Raw genomic sequence first — 24,544 nt, 5'->3', positions numbered from 1 at the left:
AATGAGTCGCTGAAGCCTGACACCAGCGACTCAGTCTGGCGGGCGTTGCGCGCCCAAGGGACCGAAGACCAAACCCAGAGCAACGGGCGCAGCGTAGATGAGGGGCAGCGCATAGCGCGCGTGGAAGATCGGACAAATGAGGCAAAACCCCAAGGCAACGAGAAGCGGCACCGCGAGGAAGGCGAGCCCGTTGCAGTTGCGTGCCCCCACGCACAGCACGAGCAGGGGAATCCAGGTAGCATAGGGCCCCACGCGGAAGAACAGGTCGAGACCGGGCACTTCCACGATAGCCCGATAGAAGGCGAGCATGGGTTCGCGCAGGCCGTCGAGTTCGGCCGGCTGGTAGATCAGGTCGGCCACCGATTCGTCGATGTCGCCCGTTTGGCCGTGCACGCCCACGACCCCGCTCGCGTTGAGGTAGGGCGCGCAGATCGAAAGGGTTGCTTCCACGTAGGTGTCGGGGTGGCGGGCGCCTTCCACAAGCCATACCTGCAGGTAGCGCGCTAGGTCGCCCGCCGTGCAGGTGTCGTAGCGGTACCAGAATTTCACGGGATCGGCATCGTCGTGCTCGTAGCGGGCTGCGAGATCGTTGAAGCCCAGAACGGCATCAATCGCCTCTTGCTCGTCGGCGGTAACCTCGTCGGAATGGTCGACCACGTAGCGGGCCGTCTGCTGGAACATGAAACCCACCGCTTCCTGCAGCTGACCCGGCACCACGTGAGCCAAGGGGAAGACGACCGCGGGAAAGAGCAGCCAGATCACCGCCCCGCTTGCGAGCGCCTGGGCTGCGAAGGCCTTCCAGCACCGCCGGTAGACGATCGCGCCGACCACGGCCGCCACGACGACCGAATAGGCGCCCGTCTTCTTCGTAAGGGCCAGCAGTACGCCGACGACCACGAACCAGGCGAGCAGCCGGCGGGCACGCCCCGGCTGGCGCGCCCCGGCGAAGAGGGCCCCGCGCGTGCGCACGATTTCGGCCAAAAAGAGGAAGTAGATCACAAAGAGGAAGGAATAGAGGGAGTCCTTCAGCATGGTCATCCCGTAAATGGGGTAAAAAGGCATCAGGCAGAAGAAGAGGAAGATGCCCAAGCACAGGGGCAGCGGAGCCCCTGCGCGGCGCAGGTAGGCCACGGCTGCGGAAAAGGTGGCCGTGGTCAAGCAGCACTGCACGAGCACGAAGGCATAGACGCCCACGTTCCAGCTGCCCGTCCAGTCGAAGGCGCGCACGAAGGCACCGAAGATCAGCGTGTCGAAGAAGGGATGATGATCGGAAAACCAGGCGTCGGTTGTGCTGTGAGTGGGGATCCACGGGACGATATACACGTCGTACTGGCCGATGTAGCTCTGCTTGATCTGCGAGACGGTGTCGATGTTCATCGACCCCGGGTACATGCAGACCATCCACACGCCCCAGAAGGCGAGCATGACAGCGGCGAAAAGGACGATGTCGTGCACGGTGAAAGCCGGTACGAGCGCAGCAAGCCGGCTGCGCTCGGGCGTTGCGGGGCGCCGGGACAGGAAGGCCGCGATGCCCTCGCAGGCGGCGAAGAGAGCCAAGCCCGCGCAGAGGCTGTAGGCAACAAAGCGGCCGCAGGAAGCCGCAGGCTCGTTGAGATAGCCGGTAGCGGCAAGGTCGACGCCGAAGGAAAAGCCCGCCCCCAAGATGAGGGCGCTCGCCAGGAGCGCGGCGGCATACCACCCGCGTGCGGAGCGCGTGGTGCGGGCAGGCGCAGGGCGCGAGGCGGGCATGGGGGCATGCGGGGCGGCGCCGATAGGAATCACCGGGAAGGCGCTTCGGCGGCGGTATCGGGCGCGCGATGGGATCCCAGGGCGCGCAGGGCGCGACGAACGCGCACCAAGGCCCCGAACACGTAGGGCTCGAGCCGCTGCATCCATGCAGGGTTGATCCACACGAGCAGGGCCAGCGCGGCGGCGGCAGCACCGGCGGCGATGAGCGCCACGATGGCGCCGGGGATCGAAGGCGCCGGGGCCCCGCCTGCTTCAGCTGCGGCGGTCGGCGCAGAAGCGCCGTCGAGCGGGAGCATGGCGGTAAGGGGCACCATGCCGTCGGCGTCGAAAAGGCCCGAAGCGCGAAGAGAAGCCGACGCGGCGGCATCGGCGGCTGCCGCGTCCTGAGTCGCATCCGTCGCTGCGGCGGGATCGTCGTATTGGGTGAGGTTGTAGGCGCTGATCACATCCTGCAGCTGAGCCGAATAGGTGGTCGAGGTGGCATAGCGCCCCTGCAGATAGTCGCAGGCTTCGACGTAGGAGGAAGTGGCGCTCTTGTGGGCCGGCGCGTAGAACCGCGTGCCAAGGAGGTCGGCGTAATCAAGCAGCGAATCGCGCGCCGAAGGATAGGCGCGGAAGGTGGCGTTGATGGTATAGACGTTGCCCGCCCCGTCGTCTTCCTGGGTGGGCAGAGTCACGCTCATGCCCTGGTAGCTGCCCTTGATGCCGAAGAGGTTGTTGTAGTGGGCCGAAAGCCCCGAAGAGCCCGACCCGCTTTCCAAAACGGCCTGGGCGATCATGACCGACCCGTAGAGGTCATGGTCCTGAGCGATAACCTGTGCATCGTCTTTGATCGAATCGATGAAGGCCTGCGTGGTCTGGTTGGGCTTGATGCTGCCCCTGATGTATTCCGCACCGCCCGTCGTGGTGGGCGAAACGGGCGCAGCGGCCTCCGGCGCAGGGGTCGCAGCGCTCTGGTCGGCAGGGGCCGCGGGGGCTGCGTCCGGCGCGGCCGAAGCGGACGCGGGCGGCTGGGCAGCCGCCGAAGACGCGCTCGACGAGACGGACGAGGAGGCAGACGAAGCCGTGCTCGAACCAGCACCTTCGGTCGTCGGAGACGATGAAGACGAGGTCGAAGAGGAGGCCGACTGGTCTGCCTGCGCTTGGAGTTTGGCGATCTTCGCATGCTGGGCGGCCACGTCTTTGGCCAGAGCCTGAGCGTAGGCCGACTTGCCCGCACAAGCCGATGACAGCCACGAAGCGTCGATCTTCATAAAGGAATCAGTGGCCACATCGCGGCCGGCCAGATAATCGGAAAGGGCTTTGGTTCCCGCCGCTTGGGCCCCGAATTTTTCGGCGTAGGATTGTTCGATAGCGGCGATGTCGGCAGCCTGCGTGGCATCGGCCTTGGCGTACGCGGCGTTCTGCACCGTGGCCGGAAGGCTCGCTGCCGCGCTCGCAGCGAAGGCGGGCGCAGGAACCGTAACGGGCGCAGCGGCCAACGTGAACGCAAGCGCGCCCGCGAGCACAAGCGAGCCCGCACGACGGGCGCGATAGAGCGAAAGCGCCCTACCCCGCGTTCCCGTTTGATATGTGGTACGAAAATCCCCCATTGGACACGAATCCTTGCGAATCAAGAACAACGACGATCGTTTCAGAGTTCACTGTACCGCCAATCTGGCCAGCGGGAACCTGCTAGGTACATACCTTCACAGGGTCTTTTCAAAGAACAGACCAATGCACCGCGCAGTGAGTCAACGGTCGAGACTTCGGCGACTCACCCACCCCGTCACAAATAAAAACGCGCGCCCGGGTGGGCGCGCGCAACATGGCTGGTGTCCCCTGAAGAATTCGAATCTCCGTTACCGGGTTGAGCACCCGGTGTCCTTGGCCGCTAGACGAAGGGGGCGAATATGCCGTCCGTAACGAACAACGGGTTGTACTCTAACCGAAACGAACGGCATTCGCCAGCTTAGATAGCTAGTTTGCGGAAGAATCCCTAAGGCTTTCCTCCACCGCTGCGCAGAAGGCGTCGATTTCCTCGTAGGTATGGGCCGCCGAAAGGAAGAGGCATTCGAACTGGCTCGGCGCGATGAGGAAGCCGCGGTCGAGCATGCCGCCGAAGTAGGCCGCGAAGGCTTCGGTATCGCAGGTAGCCGCGTCGTCCCAGCAGGTCACGGGGCAATCGGTGAAGAAGATCGTCGCCAAGCTGCCCACGCGGTTGAGCTGGGCGGTGACGCCGGCGCGCTCGATTGCGCGACGCATGCCCTCTTCCCAGTAAGCCCCCTTCTTTTCGAGCTCGTCGTAGAAGCCGGGCTTTTCCAGCTCGCGCAGCTGGGCCAAACCCGCTTCCATGGCCACCGGGTTGCCCGAAAGGGTGCCGGCCTGGTAGACGGGGCCGTCGGGCGCAAGGGCGTCCATGATGTCGGCGCGGCCGGCGAAGCAGCCCACGGGGAAGCCGCCGCCGATGATCTTGCCAAAGGTGCACAGATCGGGCGTGATACCGTAGCGTTCCTGCGCACCGCCCAGGGCGGCACGGAAACCGCTGATGACCTCGTCGAAGATAAGCAAGGCGCCGAATTCGGTGCACGTATCGCGCAGACCCTGCAGGAAACCCTTGGCCGGAGGCACGCAACCCATGTTGCCGGCGATGGGCTCCACGATGATCGCGGCGATGTTGTCGGGGCACTCCTCGAAGGCGGCGCGCACCGCGTCGAGGTCGTTATAGGGCAGCACGATCGTATCGGCCACGGCGCCCGCCGTCACGCCCGGGGTACCGGGGATGCCGAAGGTGGCCACGCCCGAGCCGGCAGCCACGAGCAGGGCGTCGGAGTGGCCGTGGTAGTTGCCCTCGAACTTGATGAACTTGTCGCGATGGGTATAGCCGCGGGCCAGGCGAATGGCGCTCATCGTGGCTTCGGTGCCGCTCGACACCATGCGAGCCTTTTCAGCGGCGGGCACCAAACGACAGATCTCTTCGGCCATGGTGATTTCGGCTTCACAGGGCGCGCCGTAGGACATGCCCCGGTCGAGCTGGGCGCGCACGGCGGTTTCGACGACATCGGGGCAATGGCCCAAGATCATGGGGCCCCAGCTGCCAATGAAGTCGATGTACTCGTTGCCGTCGACATCCCATACGTGGCTGCCTTTGGCGTGGTCGTAGAAAACCGGCGTGGCGTTCACGTTGGCGAAGGCCCGCACGGGACTGTTGACGCCGCCCGGGATACAGGAGCGCGCTTCGGTGAAGTCTTTGCTCGATTGCGAACGATCCATTTACTCCTCCTCGACGAAATAGCTCATCGAACGTTTTTTGAACTCGTCGGTCGTGGTGAGCGCTTCATGGCTGCGCACGGTCACCCCGGCCTCGGCAAGGCTGCACTCAAGGCCGGCGATATGGGCGGCGAGTTCCTCTGCGCTCTGCGCATGGCACATAGCGTACAGGTTGGCAGGCCAGTGCTCGCTGCGCGGGCGGCAATAGGCATGGGAAACGAAGTCGGCGGCCTTGAAGACGGCGCCCGCTGCATCTGCCTGGTCGTCGGGCACGTCCCAGACGGTCATCGAATTGTAGGCGTAGCCGATCTTCAGATGGCGCACCATGGCCCCCACGCGGCGGGCCGATTTGGCGGCCTTCATCTCGCGAAGGCGTTCCATGACGGCCTCTTCGGTCACGTCGGTGCGGCCCAGTTCGGCGTTGATCACCTCTGCCCCATGGGCGAAGGGACGGTCGAGCAGGGACGCAGCCGCGCGGGCCTGGGCGGCGTCGGCTTCGGGAACGGCGCTGGCCCCGAAGCGGCCCGCGGTCTGCCCTTCCGCCGCATCAGCGGCGGCACAAGCTTCGGCGGCCGCGGCGATCGAGGCTTCGCTGCGCAGGATGTCGCCTTGCGCCCAGCGCACGATGGCAACGTCGAAGGGGTCGTCGGCGTTGAAGGGCGCCGCCTGGGCGGCCGGCTCGAGTGAGACGGTTGTGGCCGTCGAAGGCTTGTTTGCCGTCTTGAGCGACTCACTTTCGGCGATGGTGGGAGCCACGGCCCGTACCTGCGGGGCACGGGCGGGCGCCTTGCCCTTCTTGCCCTGCTTGCCGAAGTCGACGCGGATCTTGTACATCTTGCTGGCGGGCATGTCGAGGATTTCATCAACGCCCGACCGCTCGCGGATGAGCTGCTTGATGCGTTCCTTCTCTTCGGGCGTGCGCGTGATCAGCGTGAACCAGAGGTTGTAGCGGTTGTCGCGCCCGTAGTTGTGGGTAATCTGGGGAAAGGCGTTGACGATGGCGGCCACGCGCTCGAGTTCGGCACGGCCGCCGGGCACGGCCATGGCGCACAGGGTGCTCGTGTAACCCAGCTTGCGGCTGTCGAAGGACGCCCCAACGCGATGAATCATGTCGCGGCGGTAGAGGGTGGCGATGGCGGTGCGCACCTCGTCGCGCTCGATGCCCAGCTGCTCGCCCAAGGCCCCATAGGGATCGGCCACGATCGGGAAACCCGACTGGATAGTGTTGAGCACCAGGTCACGGGCGTACTTGGGCGGCACGTAAGCGCAGTAGGGCTCGGTTTCCATGTAGTCGCCGTAGACCGAAAGGGCGCGGGCGCGACAGCCTCCGCAGACGCCCTTGTACTCGCAGGCGCCGCATTTGCCCTTCAGGCGGTCGTAGTGGCGCAGGTCGTCGAAGACGGGCGAGTTGGTCCAGATGTCGCTGAACTTTTGTTCCTTCACGTTGCCCAACTGCATGTCGAAATAGCCGCAGGGCTGCACGTCGCCCACATGGGAGATGAAGCAGAAGGTGATGCCGCCCAGGCAGCCGCGGCTCACTGCCATGCGGCCATGGGTTTCCGGCGTGATGCGGATGCCCTCCGTGGCCGCCCGCTGGCGCATGATGCGGAAATACTGGGGCGCGTCGGTGGGCTTGAAGGCCATGCAGGAGGTCTTCTGACGATGGTAGGCCCAGGTGAGCACCTCGTCGTACTCTTCGGGCGTGAGCTCGACGTCGATGAGGTCCTCGCCGCGGCCCGTGGGCACGAGCAGGAAAGGATGGAAGTCGGTGGCACCCAAATCCTGCGAGACCTTGTGGATTTCGTCGAGCTTGGTGGCGTTGGCCTTGGTGACCGTGGTGTTCACCTGCACGTGCACACCGTACTTTTCCAGGTTCTTGATGCCCGCAACGGTTTCGTCGAAGGCGCCTTTCTGGCCACGGAAGGCATCCTGGCCTTCCGCATCGGGGAAGTCGAGCGATACCGACACTTTGGGGATGCCCGACTCGGCGATGCGCTTGGCCATGGCGTCGTCGATCATCGTGCCGTTGGTACCGATGACCGGGTGAAGGCCCTTTTCGAAGGCGTAGTCGATGATTTCCCAAATATCGGGGCGCATGAGGGGCTCGCCGCCCGTGATGATGAGGATGGGGTCGGTGATCGAGGCGATGTCGTCCATGACCGCCTTGCATTCCTCGAGCGATAGCTCACCCGGGTAGGGCTCGCAATGGGCGGCGGCGCGGCAGTGGGCGCAGGCCAGGTTGCAGCTGCGGGTAATCTCCCAGGCGATAATCGTGGGAGGCTTGATACCCGTGCGTTCTTCGTAGGCTTTGGCCTGAGGGCTCGCGCCGGGACGGTAACTCGACCCGCCGCGCGTGCCCGGCGCGGCACCCGGGGCGGCGCCGGGGTGCATGCCGTGGGCGATCGCGCCGGGGCGCGCAGCCTGTCCCGGATGGCCGCCCGGATGACCTGCAGCTGGATGGCCACCGGGATGCCCGGGGTGCCCACCGGGATGCCCGGGGTGTCCGCCCGGATGTCCGCCCATGCCCGCCGGCATGACGGCCTGGGGCACCGTGCGGCCGGCGCGCTCGGCTTCCCGGCGCGCCTCTTCGGACATCTTGTCCAATTCGTCGATGAGAGCCATGTACGCTCCTTATCCTATAGAAACGCCTCTGCGCCAACGCGGGCGCAGAGGCGTGCTGAAAACAACTCTGCTTAGCCCTCGGCCAACCAACGGGCGGCTTCCTTGGCGTGGTAGGTGATGATCATGTCGGCGCCGGCGCGCTTGATGCTCGTGAGCAGTTCAAGCACGACGCGCTTCTCGTCGATCCAGCCCTTGGCCGCGGCCGCCTTCACCATCGAGTACTCGCCCGACACGTTATAGGCCACCGTGGGGAACTTGGTCTCGCTCTTTACGCGCTGCAGCACGTCAAGGTAGGGCAAGGCCGGCTTGACCATGACGACGTCGGCACCTTCGGCGATATCGTAGAAGGCCTCGCGCACGCCCTCTTCGACGTTGGCTGGGTCCATCTGGTAGGCGCGACGGTCGCCGAAGGCCGGCGTGGAATCGGCCGCGTCGCGGAAGGGCCCGTAGAAGCCGCTCGCGTACTTGGTCGAATAGCTCATGATGGGCACGTTCTGATAGCCGGCGTCGTCGAGCGCCCGGCGCATGAACTGAATGCGACCGTCCATCATGTCGGAGGGAGCCACCATATGGGCGCCAGCGGCCGCCTGGCTCACCGCTTCGTTGGCGAGCAGTTTGAGGGTCTCGTCGTTCATCACGTACCCATGTTCGTCGAGCTTGCCGCAGTGGCCGTGGCTCGTGTACTCGCACATGCACACGTCGGTGATGATGTACATCTCGGGCGCCTGCGCGCGGATAATGCGGCAGGCCTCCTGCACGACGCCGTGCTCGTCCCAGGCGCTCGAACCGATTTCGTCCTTTTCGGCAGGGATGCCGAAAAGGAGCACATAATGCACGCCGCAGTCGAGCAGCTCGTTGATCTCGTCCATGAGATTGTCAAGCGAGACCTGGAAGACGCCCGGCATGCTGGGGATCTCGTCGCGCTTCCCCTCGCCCGGCTTTACGAACAAGGGGTAGATGAAATCGTCGGCCGAGATGACGGTCTCGCGAATGAAGTTGCGCGCGAGCTCGCCGTTGCGCATGCGACGGGGACGATAGGCAGGGAATTTGCCGTATTCCATGAAGGTCACTTCTTCCAAAAGATGCCGGGCGCAAAGCACCCGGCGCTACATATGGGGTGCGCGAGAGCGCGGGTTACAGGGTCGACTGAGCGGCGGCAGACTGACCGGCGGCCATATCTTCGGCCTTGGCTTCCTCGACGATGCGGGTTTCCGGGTCGTCGGGATGCTTGGCGATTTCCTCGTCGGTGAGGTAGCAGGCCGGGTCGGGCGCCCACAGGTCGCCCGTGGCGGCTTCGGCGCGCACGCGGAAGTTTCCGCCGCAGACGTCGAGCCAACGGCAATCGTGGCAGCGGCCCTTCACCCAGGGGCGCTTGTCCTTCAGCTTGTACATGAGCTCGCTCTGCGGGGTGGTGCGGCTCGTGTCAGACCAGATCTCGCTGAAGGGACGGTCCTTCACGTTGCCGAAGCTGTAGTGGCGCCAGAACTGGTCGGCGTAGACCTCGCCGTCCCAGCTCACGCAGGCGATACCGTTGCCCGACGAGTTGCCCTGGTTCCACTGCAGAAGCTGCATGACCTTGGCGGCGCGCTCGGGGTCTTCCTTCAGCAGTTCCATGTAGACGAAGGGGGCGTCGGCGTGGTTGTCGACGGTGAGGATTTCGGGCGTGCCGCCCTCGTCGAACCACTGCTTGGTGCGGTCCATGATCAGGCGGACGGCCTTGCGGGTTTCCTCGTGGGTGAGGTCTTCGTCGATCATTTCGGAGCCGCGGCCCGAATAGACCAGGTGGTAGAAGCAGGCGCGGTTGATGCCCTCGCGCTGCATGAGGTCGAAGATGTCGTTGATCTCGCGCCAGTTGTGCTTGTTGATGGTGAAGCGCAGGCCCACCTTGATACCGGCGTCCTGAGCGTTGTGCAGGCCCTCGATTGCGCGGTCGAAGCTGCCTTTCACGCCGCGGAAGCGGTCGTGGGTTTCGGGGTCGCCGTCGAAGGAGACGCCCACATAGGACAGGCCCACCTCGGCGAAGTCGGCCGCCATCTGCTTGGTGATGAGGGTGCCGTTGGTCGAGATGACCACGCGCATGCCGGCGTCCTTGGCGTAACGCATGAGCTCGAGCAGGTCGGGGCGCATGGTGGGCTCGCCGCCACTGAAGAGCAGGACGGGCGCGCCGAAGGCGGCCAGGTCGTCGATCATAGCCTTTGCTTCTTCGGTGGAAAGCTGGGGGTAGACCTTGCCGTCGGACTGGGCGTAGCAATGCTCGCACTTCAGGTTGCACGTGCGGGTGCAGTTCCACACCACCACGGGCTTCTTGTCCTTGGAAAACTGCAGTAAGCCGCTGGGAAGCTCTTTGCTGCGGCGCTTGTAGCGCAACACGTCAGAAGGTTCCACCGCACCGCAGTAGAGTTTGGAGATGCCGATCATGTATTCGTTCCTTCCTAATCGAGCGCCGTCTGCAGTGCGCTCACGAGACCGGGGATGGTATAGGTATCCGCCTCGACGGAGACGGGGAGGGAAAGCTTGCGCATTGTGTCGCTCGTGACGGGACCGATGCTCGCGCAGGTCACGCCTTCGAGCAGGCCGGGAATGTCTCCCGCGTCCACGCGCTCGCCCAAAAGCTCGCAGAAGTTGCGGGCCGTGCTCGAGCTCGTGAAGGTGACCGCATCGATCGCGCCGGCGCGCAGGTCGTCGACCAGGCGTTCAGTCGCCTCGCCCGATTCCGGGCGCACGGTGTCGTAGGCGGGCATCACGTGGACATCGGCGCCGGCGGCCGCAAGGGCGTCGGGCAGGGTGTCTCGCGCAACCGAGGCGCGCGGGATGAGCACGCTCGTGCCGCGCGTGACGCCGGCGGCCAGAAGGGCGTCGGCAACCGATTCGGCCACGAAGCGGTCGGGCACCACATCGGCCTTGATGCCGTGGGCGGCAAGGGCCGTTGCGGTGGCCGGCCCGATCGCCGCGACCTTGACGTCCCCGAAGATGCGGGCGTCGTGGCCGGTTTGGGCGAGCAGGTCGAAAAAGCAGCCCACGCCGTTGGCAGACGTGAAGACCACCCAGTCGTAGACTTCGCGGGCGCCCGATGCGTCGCTGGCGAGCCGAGCGATATCGGCGCGCATGTGCGCGTCGAGCGGGCGCGGCGCCACTTCGATCGTGGGGAATTCCACAACGTCGGCGCCGAGAGCGGTGAGCATCCCCGAAAGGCGGCTCGCCTGGGCGCGGCTGCGGGTCACCACGACGCGCTTGCCGAAGAGCGGGCGGGCGTCGAACCAGCGCAAACGGTCGCGCAGGCCCACAACCTCGCCCACCACGATGATGGCCGGGGCCTTGAACTGGGCCTTTTCGGCATCCTGCACCACTGTGTCGAGAGTGCTCACCAGGGTTTCCTGGGCGGGCGTCGTACCCCAGCGCACGAGAGCGACCGGAGTCGTTTTGGGACGGCCGTTTTCGATGAGGCGGCGCGTAATGGTCGGCAGGTCGCGGATGCCCATGTAGAAGCACAAGGTGCCCGTGCCGGCGGCAAGGCCCTTCCAGTCGATGACCGGTTCGTCCTTGTGCGGGGTTTCGTGGCCGGTCACCAAGGTGACCTGGCTGGCCATCGTACGATGAGTGACGGGGATGCCCGCATAGGCGGGGGCCGCCACGCCCGCGGTAACGCCGGGCACCACTTCGAAGGCGATGCCGGCTTCGACCAGGGCCAGGGCCTCTTCCCCGCCCCGCCCGAAGACGAAGGGATCGCCGCCCTTCAGGCGGACGATGCGGCGCGGGCCGCGAGCGGTGGCCAACTCGACGAGCAGGTCGTTGATTTCGGGCTGGGTCACGTGATGGGAGAAGCCCTTCTTGCCCACAAAATGCCGTTCGGCCGCCGGGTTGGCGAAGCGGACCACGGCATCGTTGGCCAGGTAGTCGTAGACCACGACGTCGGCCCCTTCGAGCAGGGCCTTTGCGCGCAGGGTGAGCAGACCCGGATCGCCGGGGCCAGCGCCCACCAAGTAGACCACCGAATGCGGCTCGCGAGCGGTTTCGCCCAGGCGGGCAGCCGTGTATTCGTTGTGCAGGGACGTGGATGCGTCGCTCATCGCAGCTCCTCCAGAATCTCTTCGGCGCCCTGGGCGCGCAGGTCGCTCACGACGGCGCGGGCGAGCTCGGTCGATGCGGCGGGGTCGCCTTCGGCCGAAGCGCGCAGGAAGCGCTGCCCGTCAAGCGAGCTTACGAAGGCGTCGATACCGAAGACGGTGACACCGTCGCGTTCGTATTCGTCGGCGTGGATGCCCATGGGCACCTGGCAGCCGCCTTCCAGGGCGCCGAGCACCACCCGCTCGGCCGCCACGCAGCGCAGGGTCACTTCGTCGGAAATGGCGGCGCAGAGGGCGTTCACCACTTCGTCGTCGGCGCGCGTCTCGATAGCGATGGCCCCCTGCCCCGCCGCCGGGATCATGACGTCGGTGGGCAGATAGCTGGCGATGCGGTCGGTCATGCCCAGGCGCGTAAGGCCCGAGGCGGCCAGAATCGCCGCGTCGAACTCGCCGTCCATGACGCGGCGGGTGCGGGTGTCGATGTTGCCGCGCATCTCGCAGGTTTCGATGTCGGGGCGCAGGCGCTTGAGCTGGGCCACGCGGCGCAAGCTGCCCGTGGCCACGCGCGCCCCTTGGGGCAGGGTGTCGAGCGTGAGGCCGGCGACGGGCGACACGAGCGCGTCGCGCGGGTCGGCGCGCAGGGGCATGCCGGAGAGCACGAGGCCTTCGGGCAGTTCGGTGGGCATATCTTTCGTAGAATGCACGCACAGATCGACGCGGCCGTCGAGCAGCTCGACTTCGAGCTCCTTGGTAAAGAGGCCCTTGCCGCCGATCTTGGACAGTGCGACGTCGCGAATCTTGTCGCCCTTCGTGTGCACCACTTCGATGCGATAGGCGTACTGGGGCGCGTAGGCTTCCAAAAGCCCCCGCACGAATTCGGTCTGCCACAGGGCAAGCTGACTGCCCCGCGACCCCAACACGATTGTGTTGTTCTCCACGGTTCCTCCTCCTACATGGGATGTTCGGCCGACGAGTGCGACGGCACGGTGTGCGGTGCGGCGATTTCGCCCGAATCGAGCGCGTGCGCATGGGCCACCATTCCGTCGGAATAGCCCCACAGGTACCGCACCGCCTCGACGCATTCGAAATCGGCGTTGTTGCGCGTGCTTTCCTTCAGGCGCACGGTGGGCTCGTGAAGGAGCTTCTTGACGATGGCTTCGGTCGCCTTCTGCACGGCCCAGCGGTCCTCTTCGGAAAGGTCGATCGAAAGGGCCTTCATCAGTCGATCGAACTCCCGCTGGCGCATGCCTTCGGCATCGGCGCGCATCCGTTTGATCGTCGGCGTGACGGCGTGCTCCCCCACCCAGTAGAGGAAGGCGCGCGTCTCTTCGTCGACGATGTCGTTGGCGCGGGCGGCGGCGGCCTTGCGCTCTTCCTGGTTGCGTTCGATGATGGCCCCGATGTCGTCTAGGTTGCACACGGTCACATGGGGGACGTCGCGACAAGCGTCGTCGACGTCGCGCGGCAGGGCGATGTCCAGAATGAGCAGATGCTTGGACGTGTGCACCAGAAGGTCGGGCGTGATGATGCAGTGCGGGGCTGCCGTCGCGCTGATCACGATGTCGGCCTGACAGATGAGCTCGGGCAGCTCGGTGAACTGGCGCGCGACGCCGTTGAGCTCGCGGGCGAGCGTGCAGGCATGGGCGAAGGTACGGCTCGACACGATGAAGGTCTCGACGCCCTGCTCCTTGAGGTACTGGGCGGCAAGCTCGCTCATCTCACCGGAACCCAACACGAGCACCGTCTTGCCTTCCAGGGTTTCGAATTCCGCCCGGGCCACGTCGACGGCGACAGTGGAAAGCGAGACGTGGTTTTCGCTTACCGAGGTTTCGTTGCGCACGCGCTTGCCGCAGGATAGGGCTTGGCGAAAGAGGTGGGCGAGCGCCATCGTGCAGGAACCGGCTTCCATGGCGCTGCGGAAGGCCGTGCGCACCTGGCCTAAGATCTGCTGTTCGCCCAAAACCATCGAATCGAGCGAGGAAATGACCCCGAAGAGATGATGGACGGCTTCGAATCCCTGACGGCGGTAGAGATGGCCTTCGAATTCGCTGCGGTCGACGTGTTTGAAGGATGCGATGAAATCGACGATATCGGCGTAGGCCGCCTGCGCGTCGCTCGAATCCACGTATATTTCCATGCGGTTGCAGGTCGAAAGGATAACCGCCCCGCGCACGTTGTCGTAGCGGCAGAGCGCGTGGAGCGCATCGGCCAGCACCGGTCGGTTGAACGCGACCTTTTCCCGAACATCCACCTCAGCCGTTTTATAGCTGAGCCCCAGCATGCAAATCTGCACCGACAAGCCTCCTTGCTCTCGTCTGCGCTGCATACGCCCGCATGCGGACGTAGGAGTAGTTAATCGATCTGCGGAGCGCCCTTCTTCGCCGCCGCGACCGCTTCCGCGTAGGCATCTTCCGCAGAAATCTGCTCGCCGGCCGCCAGGCGCTCGCGCCAGTTCGCACGCACGCAGGCTTCAAAAATGGGACGGCGATCGACATGGCTCGTGGTCACGCGGTCTTTGACCATCGTGCGCACCGCGGCCATGAGGTCCAAGTAGGCTTCCCAGCTGTCGTCGAACTGGTCTTCGAGCGAACGGCGGATGAGCTTCGATTCGGTGCACGAAGCGCCCGACGTCGACACGGCGATGGAAAGCAGGCCGCGTCGCAGGATAGACGGGACGACGAAATCGCAGCATTGCGGCACGTCGACCACGTTCATCAGGCATCCGGCCGCATGCGCTTCTTCGAACACGCGAGCGTCGGTTGCCGGGTCGCCGCAGGCGCAAAAGCCGATCGAGGCCCCTTTGAGGTCGCCCGTTTCGTAGGCGCGGCGCTTCCAGACGATGTCGCCCGCTTCCGCGTGGGCGGCGACGGAAGGGGTCACCTGGGGCGCAACCACCGTGACGGACGCACCGTATTCGAGCAAGGTGTCGACCTTGCGGGTGGCGACGGCTCCGCCGCCAATCACGACAACGGGCCGATCTTTCATGTCCAAGAAAATGGGATAGCCGGCGCGATAGTCGGCAGGCGTCTGCGTGTCGGGCATGATTCACCTCTCAAATGTTTCCCTGTGCATGGAGCCTTGGGCTAAAACTCTGGAAACGATACGCCATCATGGAGTAAATAAGGCTCAAATTCGAACGTTCCAAGAACTGCACAGGGAAAAGTACTATGCGCGTGGGAAAAAGGATACACCGCCTGTGGTACTCGCGGCGCCGACCCTTAGGCGGCCGCCGAACTGCTCGAAGAAGAGCTCGTGGACGAAGACGAGCTGGCCGACGAGGCGCTCGCGGCCTTTTCGGCGTTGGCGGTGAGGGCGTAGTTGGAAAGGTCGATCGGGGAACCGAGCCACTTCTGCTCGATGACGTCGATCGTGCCGTTCTGGGAGATGGTGCTCAAAGCGTTGGACACCGCCTTCTGCAAGTCTGCGTTGTCTTTGGCCACACCGATGCGGTAGCCGTCGACCTTCTGCATGAGACCGACGATTTTGGCGTCGGCGCCCATGGAATGGTTCACGTAGGTGCCCACGACGGCATCGGAGGCCACGTAGTTCACGTTACCGGCGACGAGGTCGGTAAAGGCGGACTTCAGGTCGGACGCCGATTTCAGCTGGGTATCGCCGTACTGGTTCGACACTTCCCAGGCGCTCATAGAAGCGGACTGGGCCTCGATTTGGTCGCCCTTGGCGGGCAGGCCACTTGCATCGACCGAGAAGAGGGCCACGGCACTGGGGATATAGGCATTGGTCACCGACGTGGCAGAAGAGGCGTCGTTATCGGAAAGGCCCATGACGACGTCGACCGAACCCTTCTTCAGAGCGCCTTCGGAATCGGCCCCCACGTCGACCAGCTGAAGGTCGAGCCCCATCTGGGTGGCGAGGGCAGCGGCCACGTCGACGTCGATGCCGACGAGCTTGCCGTTGGCCTGGGTGGAAAAGGGAGCGTTCGAAGAGTTCACGCCCACGCGCAGGACCCCGTCTTCTCCGATCGTGGGCGCAGTGACTGCAGGAGCGTTCTTCTGCGGGGTGTACGCCTCCTGCTGCGACCCGATGCCCAACTGCTCCAACTGGCTGCAGCCCGTAAGGCAGGCGACCAGCATGCACATTGCGAACACGAGAACGGCACGTGACGTACAACGCTTCATAGACACTCCCCTAGCTTGTGTTTGTCTCTCCTACGCTTTGCGGCTGACCTAGTCTTCGCCCCCACACTCGCGCACCGGGGTTGAGCTCTCACCATCGCCCTCTCGCCCGTGCGGCCGGGTGCCGCAAATCGACGGACGGTGCGTCTTACATCTAGAATGCGCCGTGCTCACCTGCGCGCAACTCGCGCCCGCGCAATGGCTTACGTGGATCCTTTTGACCGCATCTGCCTTGGAATTGGGGGTCTGTCGACCCCCGCAACTACAGCCCGCAAAACTATAGGTTGCCAGGATGACAGCTTTATCTAATCAACGTCTGGATGTGTATAAGAGAGAGCGCTGGCCACGCTTCGAAGCGCACTAACGGGGCGCTTCGTGCGGGTCGGGGCGGGCGTCACCTCATGCCCGGGGCACACGACCGACGAATCTGGCAAGGCGCGCCCTCTTGCGCGTGCTTCTTTGGCCGGGCGCTCGACGGCTCCCCAGCGCCCGCCCGCCTCCGGCAGGAGCGTACGTGGTGGGTTGCGTTTCTCGCCGCGGAGAACACGCAAGAAGTAAGCGTTGGGCAATCGCGGCAGGGACGCCAGGTTGAGGGTACGGGTTGTCGTTGAAGCCGTCACGGGAATGCGGGATGGGGCGAGGCGCTAAGCAGTCACCACTGGAGGCCAGATTCAATGTGTTGGGGCGTCTCAATCCGTATATGCCCGTGGTTGCCGCTAAGATGTGCGATCGTTCTAAACACCCTACGGTAGAAGGGCGAATTTGACGTAATAATCTCTATTTCGCGCTTTAGGGCTCCTCCAGCCAAGCAGAACTCGCTCGGTTGGCACTGTTTCTGTACATTTTTATTGCCTATGTTCATTTCTATGGTTTCGATTTTTTCTCGTACCGCGAAATAGAGATATTTACGTCAATTGTGGGGCGCTCGCGTGCGTAGCTGCACGAAATGGCCAAACGGCTGACTGCGTGAAGATGCCTCGCGCACAGGGAGAGGAAAAACGCCGAGCATTCGACACTGGAGGCAGGAAGCACCATTGACGCGGCGAAGCGAGGCGCCACGGTATCACCCCTGGTAGATTGATCAAGCATCAGGGACGCGAGGGGCGAAGCGCTTCGCTATCGCCCCCGGATGCTTGCAGAAAGCCCTCCCCACCTATTTTATATGCAGCAAGGTTTGCGGGCGCTTCGCAACTCTCTACGCGCTAGTAAACGCGAGCGAACGTGGCGGCCCAGACCTTGCGGTCGCTCGCATCACTCAACACGTGGGCTGCCGAATATAAGGTCGCGCCGGTGGTGAAAACGTCGTCGACCACGATGACCGATTCGTAGAGCCCAAGGCGGGCCCGCGCGGTAGGTTGCTCGGTCACCGAAAGCGCCTGGGCCATGTTGACAAAGCGGTCGGCGCGGCCAAGGTCCCGCTGGTCGTGAGCACGCGGTTGGGCGAGCGCATCAACCAAGGGAAGTTCCAGCAAGCGCGCCGTCGCCAGACCGAGTTCGCGCCCGTGGTCGTAGCCGCGCCGTAGGCGGGCCTTGGCGGAATCGGGAATGTAGGTTACGCAGGAACCCGCCAACCATTCCGGAGGCATGGCCGACGCGATGAAGAAGGCCATCCAATCGGCCAGGCGACGCTCCCCCTCGTCTTTATTGAGCCGCACGATATGGGCGGCGGCATCGTCAAAGAGCACGGCGCTCACGCACCCATCGAAGGGCGGGCGGGCGAACCCCGTCCCCTTCATGCTGAGGGCGTTGCATTCGGTGCATTCGCGCACGCCCCAGGGAGCGCCGCAGCGCGGGCAGGCGCGCCACTGGTCGATGAACGCCAGGGCGCGCCGACAGCGTGCGCAGAGCACCCCACCGGGGCTCCCGCACACCGCACAACGCGTAGGCCAAAACGTTTCGGCTGCGATTTCACCCAACAACGCTGCATAGGCAGGCCCCCTGCCTATGTGATCGCGCAAATGCGATGAGCGCAACCCGGAAGATGACCTGCAGTTCCCCCACTGCAACCAGTTCCCCCTTGTCTACCGTTCGCACACCGCCTTTGCGTAGGTTCAATCTAGCTGTCCGCACGCGCAGATGGCTATGAGAATCCCCTCAGCGGAAGCTCAAGGAACGCGCAGAAACGGCACACAAAGGGCGCGGAAGACCCCCCAAAATGGAGCAGCCCGACGCATCGCATCGGGCTGCTCGCAGGTAAGGCACAAAACGTTCGAAGGAGGCGCACGCCAAGCACGCTAGCGGAGAGCGACCTCTTCCTTTTCGCGGGACTGCGCGGTGGCGTACTCGCTCACATTCACAGCGATGTTGTGCTTGATCGGCTTCCATTCCGGCTTCATAAAGAGGGCGGCGATCGCGATGGGGATGTAGGTGATCATGAAGAGCGGGAAGGTGAACATGTATTTCACCTTGTTGGAAGACTTGGTGTGGATGTTGTCCCATTCGGTGAAGGTGGTGAGCACGCCGAAGAGGAACATGAAGAGCATGTAGTTGACCAGGCAGAAGACGATGGAGCTGGCGCTCGAGGCGATCATCTGACCGGTGGACATGAGGCCCATCGAGGCCATGACCAAAATGATGGCGTTGAAGATGATCGACACGATGGTGAGCAGCATGCCGGGGGCGATGGTCATGAGCATGTCGTAGCAGGCGAACTTGTGGCCCTTCTTCGACGTGAAGACACCCTTCACCAGACGCATACCGTACTTGCCGAATACCTGGTAGAAACCCTTGGCCCAGCGTTCGCGCTGATTCCAGGAATCCTTGAAGGTGGTGGGCTGCTCGTCGTAGAGGACGGCATCGGGGCAATAGGCGATGCGGCCGCCCTCGCAAATGGTGCTCGTGGAGAACTCGATGTCTTCGGTCAGCAGATGCCACTTCCAGCCGCCGGCCTTTTCGAGAACGGGGGCGGCGATGAAGAAGCCGGTGCCCGAAACGGCGCAGCTCGTGTTGAGGGTGAGGCGCGACTGGTTGAGGTACTTGGCCTCGCGAAGGAACCAGACGCCGTAGCCGGCCGAAATCCAGTTGCTGTCGAAGTTCTTGGAATTGCGGTAGCTCGTAGAAGCGATGGCGCCCGAGTCGAAGGTGTTGTTCATCTCGCGGAAGTAGTTCACGTCGAGCACGTTGTCGGCGTCGAAAACGAAGTAGGCCTCGTAGCCCTTGTCGCCGTAGTAGCGCTGGATCTGCTTGTAGCCGTAGTCGAGGGCGTAGCCCTTCCCCACCAGGTCGTGGTTCTCGCGTTCGAAGACGTGGGCGCCGGCCGCGCGGGCGATTTCGGCGGTATCGTCGGTGCAGTTGTCGGCGATTACGAAGATGTCGATGAGCTCCTGGGGATAATTCTGCACCTGAATGCTGTGGATGAGGTCGCCGATGACCGCACGCTCGTTGCGCGCCGACACGAGGACGGCGAAGCGGTGGTTGACCGTGGCGATATGTTTGGGGGGCTTGCGCGTAAGGGTAACGAGGACGTAGCCGAGCTGGTAGGCGTAGCAGATGGTGAAAGTGAGGAATACGCAGAAGTTGAAGATATCGACGAACGATAGTTCTGAGAACAACTGGTCGAACACGAATGCTCCTTTGTCGGTGTTCACACCAACCCGCCGCAGCTTTCGAGGCAAGGCCCCACATGGGCAGCCGGATGGCCGGTACGCGGACGGACCGAAATCGCCGAGAGGCCAAACGGCATAGTTCCGCAAACGCACCGATTATAGGGACTTGCCGGGTAAAAGGCCATCTGAAAGGGGCATTTTGGGCGTGAAGCGTTGAAAACGAGGCCGAATTCCAAGGCGCGCGCACCAATCCTGCACACGGCCTCCACAGTTGAAAGCCTCCAACCGTCCGGTAACGAATCCCCCGTTCAAGGCCTTATTTGTTACCTGAGCCCTATCATAGGGCTATCAAAAACCGCGAAAGAAAGGATGCCCCATGGCCGCTTTCGATTCCATGACCCTCTACGTCCTCCCCGGTTGCCCCTTCTGCGCCAAAGTCGACCGCTTCCTCGACGCCAACGGCATTGCCATCGAGCACAAAAGCGTGACCGATCCGGCCAACGCCGCCGTCGTGCGCGAGCTGGGCGGGAAGGTGCAGTCGCCATGCCTCGTAGAGAACGGGAAGGCGATGTACGAATCCGACGACATCATCGCCTATCTGCAGTCGCTTTTGTAAGCCGCTGTAGAAGGCGGGTTTCGGCTCCCTCAGGCCGCGGGCGGGGACGGCTTCGGCGCCGACTGGCGCTGATCCCGCGTCGAAGCGCGCTGGGGCGCGCCGATGGGTCGGAGCGGGCGTCACCTCATGCCCCTGCCTTTCGACCGACTGGTCTGACAAGGCGCGCCCTTTAGCGCGCGCTTCTTTGGCGGGGCACCAGACGGCACCTGCGCCGTCCCCCACCCGCAACATCAGCGGCATTCCAATTGCGAGCGCGCTCACAGGCGCGCTCGTTCGATGCGCGTAGCGCATCGAACGACGCTATGCCAGGTTGCATCGACGCCTGACATGAAAGCCGAAGAAATAATTGAAAAGGCCTCCCGATGGGAGGCCTTGCTTGTACATGGAGCGGGTGACGGGAATCGAACCCGCGTTATCAGCTTGGAAGGCTGAAGTTCTACCATTGAACCACACCCGCGTGGTGGAAGCTCGAGCAAAAAGTGGTCGGGACGACAGGATTTGAACCTGCGACATCCTGCTCCCAAAGCAGGCGCGCTACCAAACTGCGCCACGTCCCGCTCGAACAAGCTTTGCCAGTATAGCAGAGAATCGGCAAAGCGCCTAATCGTTTGCCGCTAGGATTTTCTCGTGCAGGGCGCGCAGGGCGTTGCCGCGATGGGACACAGCGTTCTTATCGCTAGCCGGCACCTGGGCGAGCGTCACCGCGCCCCCGAACACATCGGGGATAAAGAGGGGGTCGTAACCGAACCCGTTCTCTCCCACCGGCTCATGCCCGATGCGCCCTTCGATCGTGCCGCGCGCCGTGGTTTCGGCCCCGTCTTCGTCGATGAAGACGAGAGAGCAGACGAAACGGGCCGTGCGCGCCTCGTCGGGCACGTCGGCGAGCTCGCGCAGAAGCTTGGCGTTGTTGGCGGCATCGTCGCCATGCCCGCCCGCATACCGCGCGCTCATCACGCCGGGCGCCCCGTCCAGGGCGTCGACTTCCAAACCCGAATCGTCGGCGAGCACCGCGCCGCCCGTAATCGCGTGCGCCGCCTGCGCCTTGATGCGGGCGTTGCCTTCGAAGGTGTCGGCGTTTTCTTCGGGGTCGGAATCGACACCCGCTTGCCGCAAGGCTTGGAACTGCCAGCCTTCGAAATCGAGCGCCGATTCGATTTCTGCAACCTTATGAGCGTTGTTGCTCGCGATGACGACGTGCTTCACCGGTCCTCCTGCCTTCGCGGGGTGTTTCGACCCCTGTTCTTGCCTCACCCAGTATACGGCCCATCCTTTGCTACACTCGGGACAACCATTGAAGAAGGAGGCCAAGATGGAAGTCCTGCTGCTCAACGGGAGCCCGCACGCGCACGGCTGCACGGCGCGCGCCCTCGAAGAAATGAAGAAGGAGTTCGCCGAAAACGGGGTCGAAGTCACCGAATTGCAGGTGGGAAACAACCCGGTGCGCGGCTGCATTGCCTGCGGGTCCTGCGCCCGGTCGCCCGAGCACCACTGCGTCTTCAGCGACGACGTCACCAACCAGGTCATCGACGCGGCCCAGCGCGCCGACGGCCTCGTCGTGGGCAGCCCCGTCTACTACGCGTCCCCCAACGGGGCGCTCGCGGCCGTACTCGACCGCACCTTCTATGCGGCAGGGCGCGAGCTAGGCTTCAAGCCGGCCGCATCGATCTGCTCCGCCCGTCGCGCCGGCACCACCGCCACCCTCGAAGCGATCAACAAGTACTTCCTCATGAGCAACATGTTGGTGGTGGGGTCCACCTACTGGGCCATGGTGCACGGCACCACGCCCGAAGAGGTCGACCAGGACAAGGAGGGCCTGCAGACCCTGCGCAACCTGGCCCGCAACATGACCTGGACCATGGACTGCCTTAACGCGGGAGAAGGCATCGGGTTCGACAAGCCCTTCGTGGAACGATCAGCCAAAACCAACTTCGTCCGCTAGTGGGCCCGCCGCCCACCAGGCTGTCTGAAAAGGGTCCCGAGAACATCGTTCTCGGGACCCTTCTGCATGCACGGCTCGCAGCCGTGGAACCGTACCGTTAGAGGTTAGGCAAGCATGCGCTGCCCGCCGTTTTCGTGGCACTGGCTGCAGGTGTCCTGCTGGGTCGCATGGCCCTTATGGCATTCGTTGCAGTTGAGTTCGCCATGCGGGTTGGCATGGGGGTTGTAGGCGCCCAGGGACTCCGTCGACTTGGCGAGCTCTTCGTAACTGCCGCCATGGCAATTCAGGCAGACCGAATTGTCCACATAGTAGCGGTCGGCCAGGCCCAGGTTGTCGGTATCGCCCGCCAGCTGGGACTTCACTTCGGCCAACTGCACGTCAAGCGTGGCCTGATGGCAGTCGAGGCAGCTCACGTTGGCGGCCTGATGGAGGTGCGCGATGCCGGGACCTTCTTCGTAATTGGTTACGTGGTCGGACATGGTGTGGCACACAGTGCCGCAGAAACTGGGCTGGTTGTGCCAGGTGAACAGGCCGATGCCGGCGACCACGAGCACCGCGACGACGACGCCGATGACGATGGGGGCCTTCTTGCGCTTACCGGAAGGCATGGAAACGTTCTTCTCTTCAGCCATTGGTTACTCCCCCTTCGCTGCGTTCTGACCCGACACATACCCGAAGGTCACGCATCGGCCCACGCTCGGCCCGAAGACGTGGCGCGGGTACTCGCCGGCGAAGAAGCCGCCCGAGTTGCCGCCTGCGGCGTAGAGACCCTCGATCGGCTTGTTGTCGTAGTCGAGCACGTGGCAGGAATAGTCGACGACCAGGCCCGACACCGTCGCCAGGATGCACGACTGGTTGCGCAGGGCGTAGAAGTGGTCGCCTTCGATCTTCGTGGCCTTGGCCAGGTTCTGACGGAAGAAATCGTCGTCGTGGCCCGTATCGATGAAGCCGTTGAAGCGTTCGACCGTAGCTTCGAGGGTTGCGGCGTCGCAACCCATCTTGCCGGCCAGCTCGGCCAGAGAGTCGGCCTCAACCGCGTAGCCCTTTTCCACGTAGGCGGGCAGGTTGTCTTTGATAAGCTGCTGGGCATCGGGCGGAAGGGCGTTCACCTGGGTGGAACTACCCAGACGCCAGCACTTCTCGCCACGGTGCCACTGGGCGTTCGTCGCGTTCGAGCGTGCCTGGAAGGGCAGGTCCTCAGCAGCATAGCGGACGCCGTCCTGGTTGATCATGGGGCCGCCGAGCAGGGGACGCAGGCCCGTGCTCGCCGGATAGAAGCCTTCGGGATACCCGAAGTCGAAGTTCATGATAGCTGCGGGAAGCGGATCCATCTGGGCGCCGATTTCGATACCCATGAGCTCGCCGTCGCCGGTACCGCCCGAATTGGGTGCCCAGGACGAGCAGTGCTCGATGTCTTCGGTGCGGCACCAGGCTTCCAGCATAGCCGGGTTGGACTCGAAACCGCCCATGGCAAGGATGACGCCCTTGGCGGCATTGACGCGGAAGTAACCGTCGGCGTCCTTGGCGATAGCGCCCGTCACACGGCCCTGGGCGTTGCGCTCGAGTTTGCAAACCGGCGTGTTGAAGCGCAGGTCGACATTGGCGCGCTTGCTGAGCGTGTTCGCGAAGTCCTTCACGATCATCATGCCGCCGCCACCGGCGTTCTTGGTCGTCTTTTCCGACCACTGGGGAGAGCGGAAGGAGATTTCGGTCTGGGGCACATCGTAATGATGAGCCGAAGGAGTACCGGGCTTGTAGTACGTTTCGATCTGGCCGTCGCCCTCGTCAAACTTCTGCTGCATCCAATCGGCTGCCTCGCCTGAACGGTCTGCCCACAGCTTGATAGGGTCGACGGGCAAACGATAGTCGGCGGCTGCGCGCATGCGGTCCATCATTTCGGCCTTGTCGACGATGTTGCCAGCTTCGGTCATCTTTGTGCCGCCCACGACGCCCATGCCTTCGAACATGCCACGTCCCACGTTCATTTTTTCCAAGGCGAGCACGCGGGTCGTACCGTCATCGGATGCCGAAAGCGCTGCGCAGGAGCCGGTGAGGCCCACGCCGCACACAAGCACGTCGGTCTCTTCAGTGCGTTTGATCTGGTTTTCAGGAATCTCGTTGGCCACATAGGCCACGTTGCCGCGACGCAAAACGCCCGTGTCCTTCTTCAGCACGGGAATGCCGCGCGTCTCGAACGGGAACACATCAGTGTAAACGCTTTCGCTGAACTTGCCCACGCCGGCGTTGTTGGCCACCAGGGCCTCTTCCTTGCCGGTATTCGAGCCACAACCGGTCAGGCCGAAGGCACCGCTAGCCGCCGCTGCGCTGAGCGCTGCGACGCCCGCGGCCTTCAGGAAGCCGCGACGCGAAGGCTCGAAATGAGATTCGTGGTCGCTCATAGCACCATCCTTTCCTTTTACCGCGCGTACCTGGGCGCCGACAAACCTCCCAGTCCCCTTCTCACGTCGACTGCCATACGCACACAAGTGGGAAAGTCTATACCCTATTGAGAGTAGATGCCGTGTATAAATGCAAAGTTTGCAGACACATATTTGCATTGTTGTGACATTTTATGGACATTGATGGATAAGTGGGTAAAAATTTGGGCATTGTTTGAGTGCGCG

At 63.7% G+C, this 24,544-nt stretch carries 18 protein-coding genes and 3 tRNA genes; 2 read left to right on the top strand and 19 right to left on the bottom strand.

Translation table 11 applies throughout. The annotated features are described in order from the left end of the window. Window positions 1–30: 30 nt before the first annotated feature. The 14 genes from BN3270_RS05555 to BN3270_RS05490 all read right to left on the bottom strand — a co-directional run bounded on the left by BN3270_RS05555 (window position 31) and on the right by BN3270_RS05490 (window position 19,383). Window positions 31–1,782 (bottom strand): DUF6020 family protein, encoded by a 1,752-nt coding sequence (locus tag BN3270_RS05555; RefSeq protein WP_058986157.1) that lies wholly within the window; start codon window positions 1,780–1,782, stop codon window positions 31–33. After that, window positions 1,779–3,341: a glucosaminidase domain-containing protein gene (locus tag BN3270_RS05550; protein ID WP_058986156.1), complete on the bottom strand. Its 1,563-nt coding sequence runs from the start codon at window positions 3,339–3,341 to the stop codon at window positions 1,779–1,781. The genes BN3270_RS05555 and BN3270_RS05550 overlap by 4 nt, the downstream gene beginning before the upstream one ends. Window positions 3,342–3,561: 220 nt before the next feature. Further along, a tRNA-Glu gene (locus tag BN3270_RS05545) sits at window positions 3,562–3,637 on the bottom strand. A 71-nt stretch (window positions 3,638–3,708) separates the two neighbouring features. Beyond that, a complete protein-coding gene (gene hemL / locus BN3270_RS05540) occupies window positions 3,709–5,001 on the bottom strand; it encodes a glutamate-1-semialdehyde 2,1-aminomutase (protein WP_058986155.1) in 1,293 nt (430 codons plus the stop codon). Next, the gene (locus tag BN3270_RS05535; RefSeq protein WP_271711934.1) at window positions 5,002–7,620 is read right to left on the bottom strand and encodes a radical SAM/SPASM domain-containing protein; all 2,619 of its coding nucleotides are present in this window, start codon (window positions 7,618–7,620) and stop codon (window positions 5,002–5,004) included. A 71-nt stretch (window positions 7,621–7,691) separates the two neighbouring features. Further along, window positions 7,692–8,681: a porphobilinogen synthase gene (gene hemB, locus BN3270_RS05530; RefSeq protein ID WP_058986154.1), complete on the bottom strand. Its 990-nt coding sequence runs from the start codon at window positions 8,679–8,681 to the stop codon at window positions 7,692–7,694. A gap of 73 nt (window positions 8,682–8,754) precedes the next feature. After that, window positions 8,755–10,038, bottom strand: coding sequence for a 12,18-didecarboxysiroheme deacetylase (gene ahbC, locus BN3270_RS05525; RefSeq protein WP_058986153.1), 1,284 nt, complete (start codon window positions 10,036–10,038; stop codon window positions 8,755–8,757). Window positions 10,039–10,052: 14 nt separating this feature from the next. After that, complete coding sequence (gene cobA / locus BN3270_RS05520) at window positions 10,053–11,687, bottom strand: uroporphyrinogen-III C-methyltransferase (RefSeq protein WP_082673385.1); 1,635 nt, start codon at window positions 11,685–11,687, stop codon at window positions 10,053–10,055. Further along, a complete protein-coding gene (gene hemC, locus BN3270_RS05515; RefSeq protein ID WP_058986152.1) occupies window positions 11,684–12,622 on the bottom strand; it encodes a hydroxymethylbilane synthase in 939 nt (312 codons plus the stop codon). Before hemC ends, cobA begins: the two co-directional genes overlap by 4 nt. Window positions 12,623–12,633: 11 nt before the next feature. Beyond that, window positions 12,634–13,977: a glutamyl-tRNA reductase gene (hemA, locus tag BN3270_RS05510; protein ID WP_058986151.1), complete on the bottom strand. Its 1,344-nt coding sequence runs from the start codon at window positions 13,975–13,977 to the stop codon at window positions 12,634–12,636. Between the two features lie 59 nt (window positions 13,978–14,036). Further along, window positions 14,037–14,726, bottom strand: coding sequence for a precorrin-2 dehydrogenase/sirohydrochlorin ferrochelatase family protein (locus tag BN3270_RS05505; protein ID WP_058986150.1), 690 nt, complete (start codon window positions 14,724–14,726; stop codon window positions 14,037–14,039). 176 nt (window positions 14,727–14,902) lie between these two features. Next, entirely contained in the window at window positions 14,903–15,823 is a 921-nt protein-coding gene (locus BN3270_RS05500) for a substrate-binding periplasmic protein (RefSeq protein WP_082673382.1), read from the bottom strand. Window positions 15,824–17,022: 1,199 nt separating this feature from the next. After that, the gene (locus tag BN3270_RS05495) at window positions 17,023–17,736 is read right to left on the bottom strand and encodes a ComF family protein (protein ID WP_148335493.1); all 714 of its coding nucleotides are present in this window, start codon (window positions 17,734–17,736) and stop codon (window positions 17,023–17,025) included. A gap of 318 nt (window positions 17,737–18,054) precedes the next feature. After that, window positions 18,055–19,383, bottom strand: a complete 1,329-nt coding sequence (locus BN3270_RS05490) for a glycosyltransferase family 2 protein (protein ID WP_058986147.1) — start codon at window positions 19,381–19,383, stop codon at window positions 18,055–18,057. A 358-nt stretch (window positions 19,384–19,741) separates the two neighbouring features. On the opposite strand from BN3270_RS05490, the gene BN3270_RS05485 reads away from it, so the two are divergent. Next, a complete protein-coding gene (locus BN3270_RS05485; RefSeq protein ID WP_058986146.1) occupies window positions 19,742–19,981 on the top strand; it encodes a glutaredoxin family protein in 240 nt (79 codons plus the stop codon). Window positions 19,982–20,364: 383 nt separating this feature from the next. Here the strand turns inward: BN3270_RS05485 and BN3270_RS05480 are convergent. The 3 genes from BN3270_RS05480 to rdgB all read right to left on the bottom strand — a co-directional run bounded on the left by BN3270_RS05480 (window position 20,365) and on the right by rdgB (window position 21,184). Further along, window positions 20,365–20,438: transfer RNA gene (locus tag BN3270_RS05480), tRNA-Gly, on the bottom strand. Between the two features lie 23 nt (window positions 20,439–20,461). After that, window positions 20,462–20,538 (bottom strand) — tRNA-Pro (locus BN3270_RS05475). 43 nt (window positions 20,539–20,581) lie between these two features. After that, entirely contained in the window at window positions 20,582–21,184 is a 603-nt protein-coding gene (gene rdgB, locus BN3270_RS05470; RefSeq protein ID WP_058986145.1) for an RdgB/HAM1 family non-canonical purine NTP pyrophosphatase, read from the bottom strand. A gap of 106 nt (window positions 21,185–21,290) precedes the next feature. On the opposite strand from rdgB, the gene BN3270_RS05465 reads away from it, so the two are divergent. Then, on the top strand, window positions 21,291–21,920 hold the full coding sequence (locus tag BN3270_RS05465) for a flavodoxin family protein (protein ID WP_058986144.1): 630 nt from the start codon (window positions 21,291–21,293) through the stop codon (window positions 21,918–21,920). Window positions 21,921–22,024: 104 nt separating this feature from the next. Here the strand turns inward: BN3270_RS05465 and BN3270_RS05460 are convergent, their stop codons facing one another. Both BN3270_RS05460 and BN3270_RS05455 read right to left on the bottom strand, forming a co-directional pair. Further along, window positions 22,025–22,552 carry a cytochrome c3 family protein gene (locus tag BN3270_RS05460; RefSeq protein WP_058986143.1) on the bottom strand — a complete coding sequence of 176 codons (528 nt, stop codon included), beginning with the start codon at window positions 22,550–22,552 and terminating at the stop codon, window positions 22,025–22,027. 3 nt (window positions 22,553–22,555) lie between these two features. Continuing rightward, the gene (locus BN3270_RS05455) at window positions 22,556–24,319 is read right to left on the bottom strand and encodes an FAD-dependent oxidoreductase (protein WP_058986142.1); all 1,764 of its coding nucleotides are present in this window, start codon (window positions 24,317–24,319) and stop codon (window positions 22,556–22,558) included. Window positions 24,320–24,544: the final 225 nt, after the last annotated feature.

It is taken from the genome of Hugonella massiliensis, from assembly GCA_001486445.1.
Taxonomy (GTDB): Bacteria; Actinomycetota; Coriobacteriia; order Coriobacteriales; family Eggerthellaceae; genus Hugonella; species Hugonella massiliensis.
This window is presented reverse-complemented; position numbering and strand designations above follow the sequence as displayed.

What these genes read in the sequence shown, in the direction of transcription:
- BN3270_RS05465 (WP_058986144.1), top strand. Translation starts at nt 21,291, where the DNA reads ATGGAAGTCCTGCTGCTCAACGGGAGCCCGCACGCGCACGGCTGCACG.
- BN3270_RS05455 (WP_058986142.1), bottom strand. Translation starts at nt 24,319, where the DNA reads ATGAGCGACCACGAATCTCATTTCGAGCCTTCGCGTCGCGGCTTCCTG.
- BN3270_RS05535 (WP_271711934.1), bottom strand. Translation starts at nt 7,620, where the DNA reads ATGGCTCTCATCGACGAATTGGACAAGATGTCCGAAGAGGCGCGCCGG.
- BN3270_RS05500 (WP_082673382.1), bottom strand. Translation starts at nt 15,823, where the DNA reads ATGAAGCGTTGTACGTCACGTGCCGTTCTCGTGTTCGCAATGTGCATG.
- ahbC (WP_058986153.1), bottom strand. Translation starts at nt 10,038, where the DNA reads ATGATCGGCATCTCCAAACTCTACTGCGGTGCGGTGGAACCTTCTGAC.
- hemL (WP_058986155.1), bottom strand. Translation starts at nt 5,001, where the DNA reads ATGGATCGTTCGCAATCGAGCAAAGACTTCACCGAAGCGCGCTCCTGT.
- BN3270_RS05460 (WP_058986143.1), bottom strand. Translation starts at nt 22,552, where the DNA reads ATGGCTGAAGAGAAGAACGTTTCCATGCCTTCCGGTAAGCGCAAGAAG.
- BN3270_RS05485 (WP_058986146.1), top strand. Translation starts at nt 19,742, where the DNA reads ATGGCCGCTTTCGATTCCATGACCCTCTACGTCCTCCCCGGTTGCCCC.
- BN3270_RS05550 (WP_058986156.1), bottom strand. Translation starts at nt 3,341, where the DNA reads ATGGGGGATTTTCGTACCACATATCAAACGGGAACGCGGGGTAGGGCG.
- BN3270_RS05505 (WP_058986150.1), bottom strand. Translation starts at nt 14,726, where the DNA reads ATGCCCGACACGCAGACGCCTGCCGACTATCGCGCCGGCTATCCCATT.
- hemB (WP_058986154.1), bottom strand. Translation starts at nt 8,681, where the DNA reads ATGGAATACGGCAAATTCCCTGCCTATCGTCCCCGTCGCATGCGCAAC.
- cobA (WP_082673385.1), bottom strand. Translation starts at nt 11,687, where the DNA reads ATGAGCGACGCATCCACGTCCCTGCACAACGAATACACGGCTGCCCGC.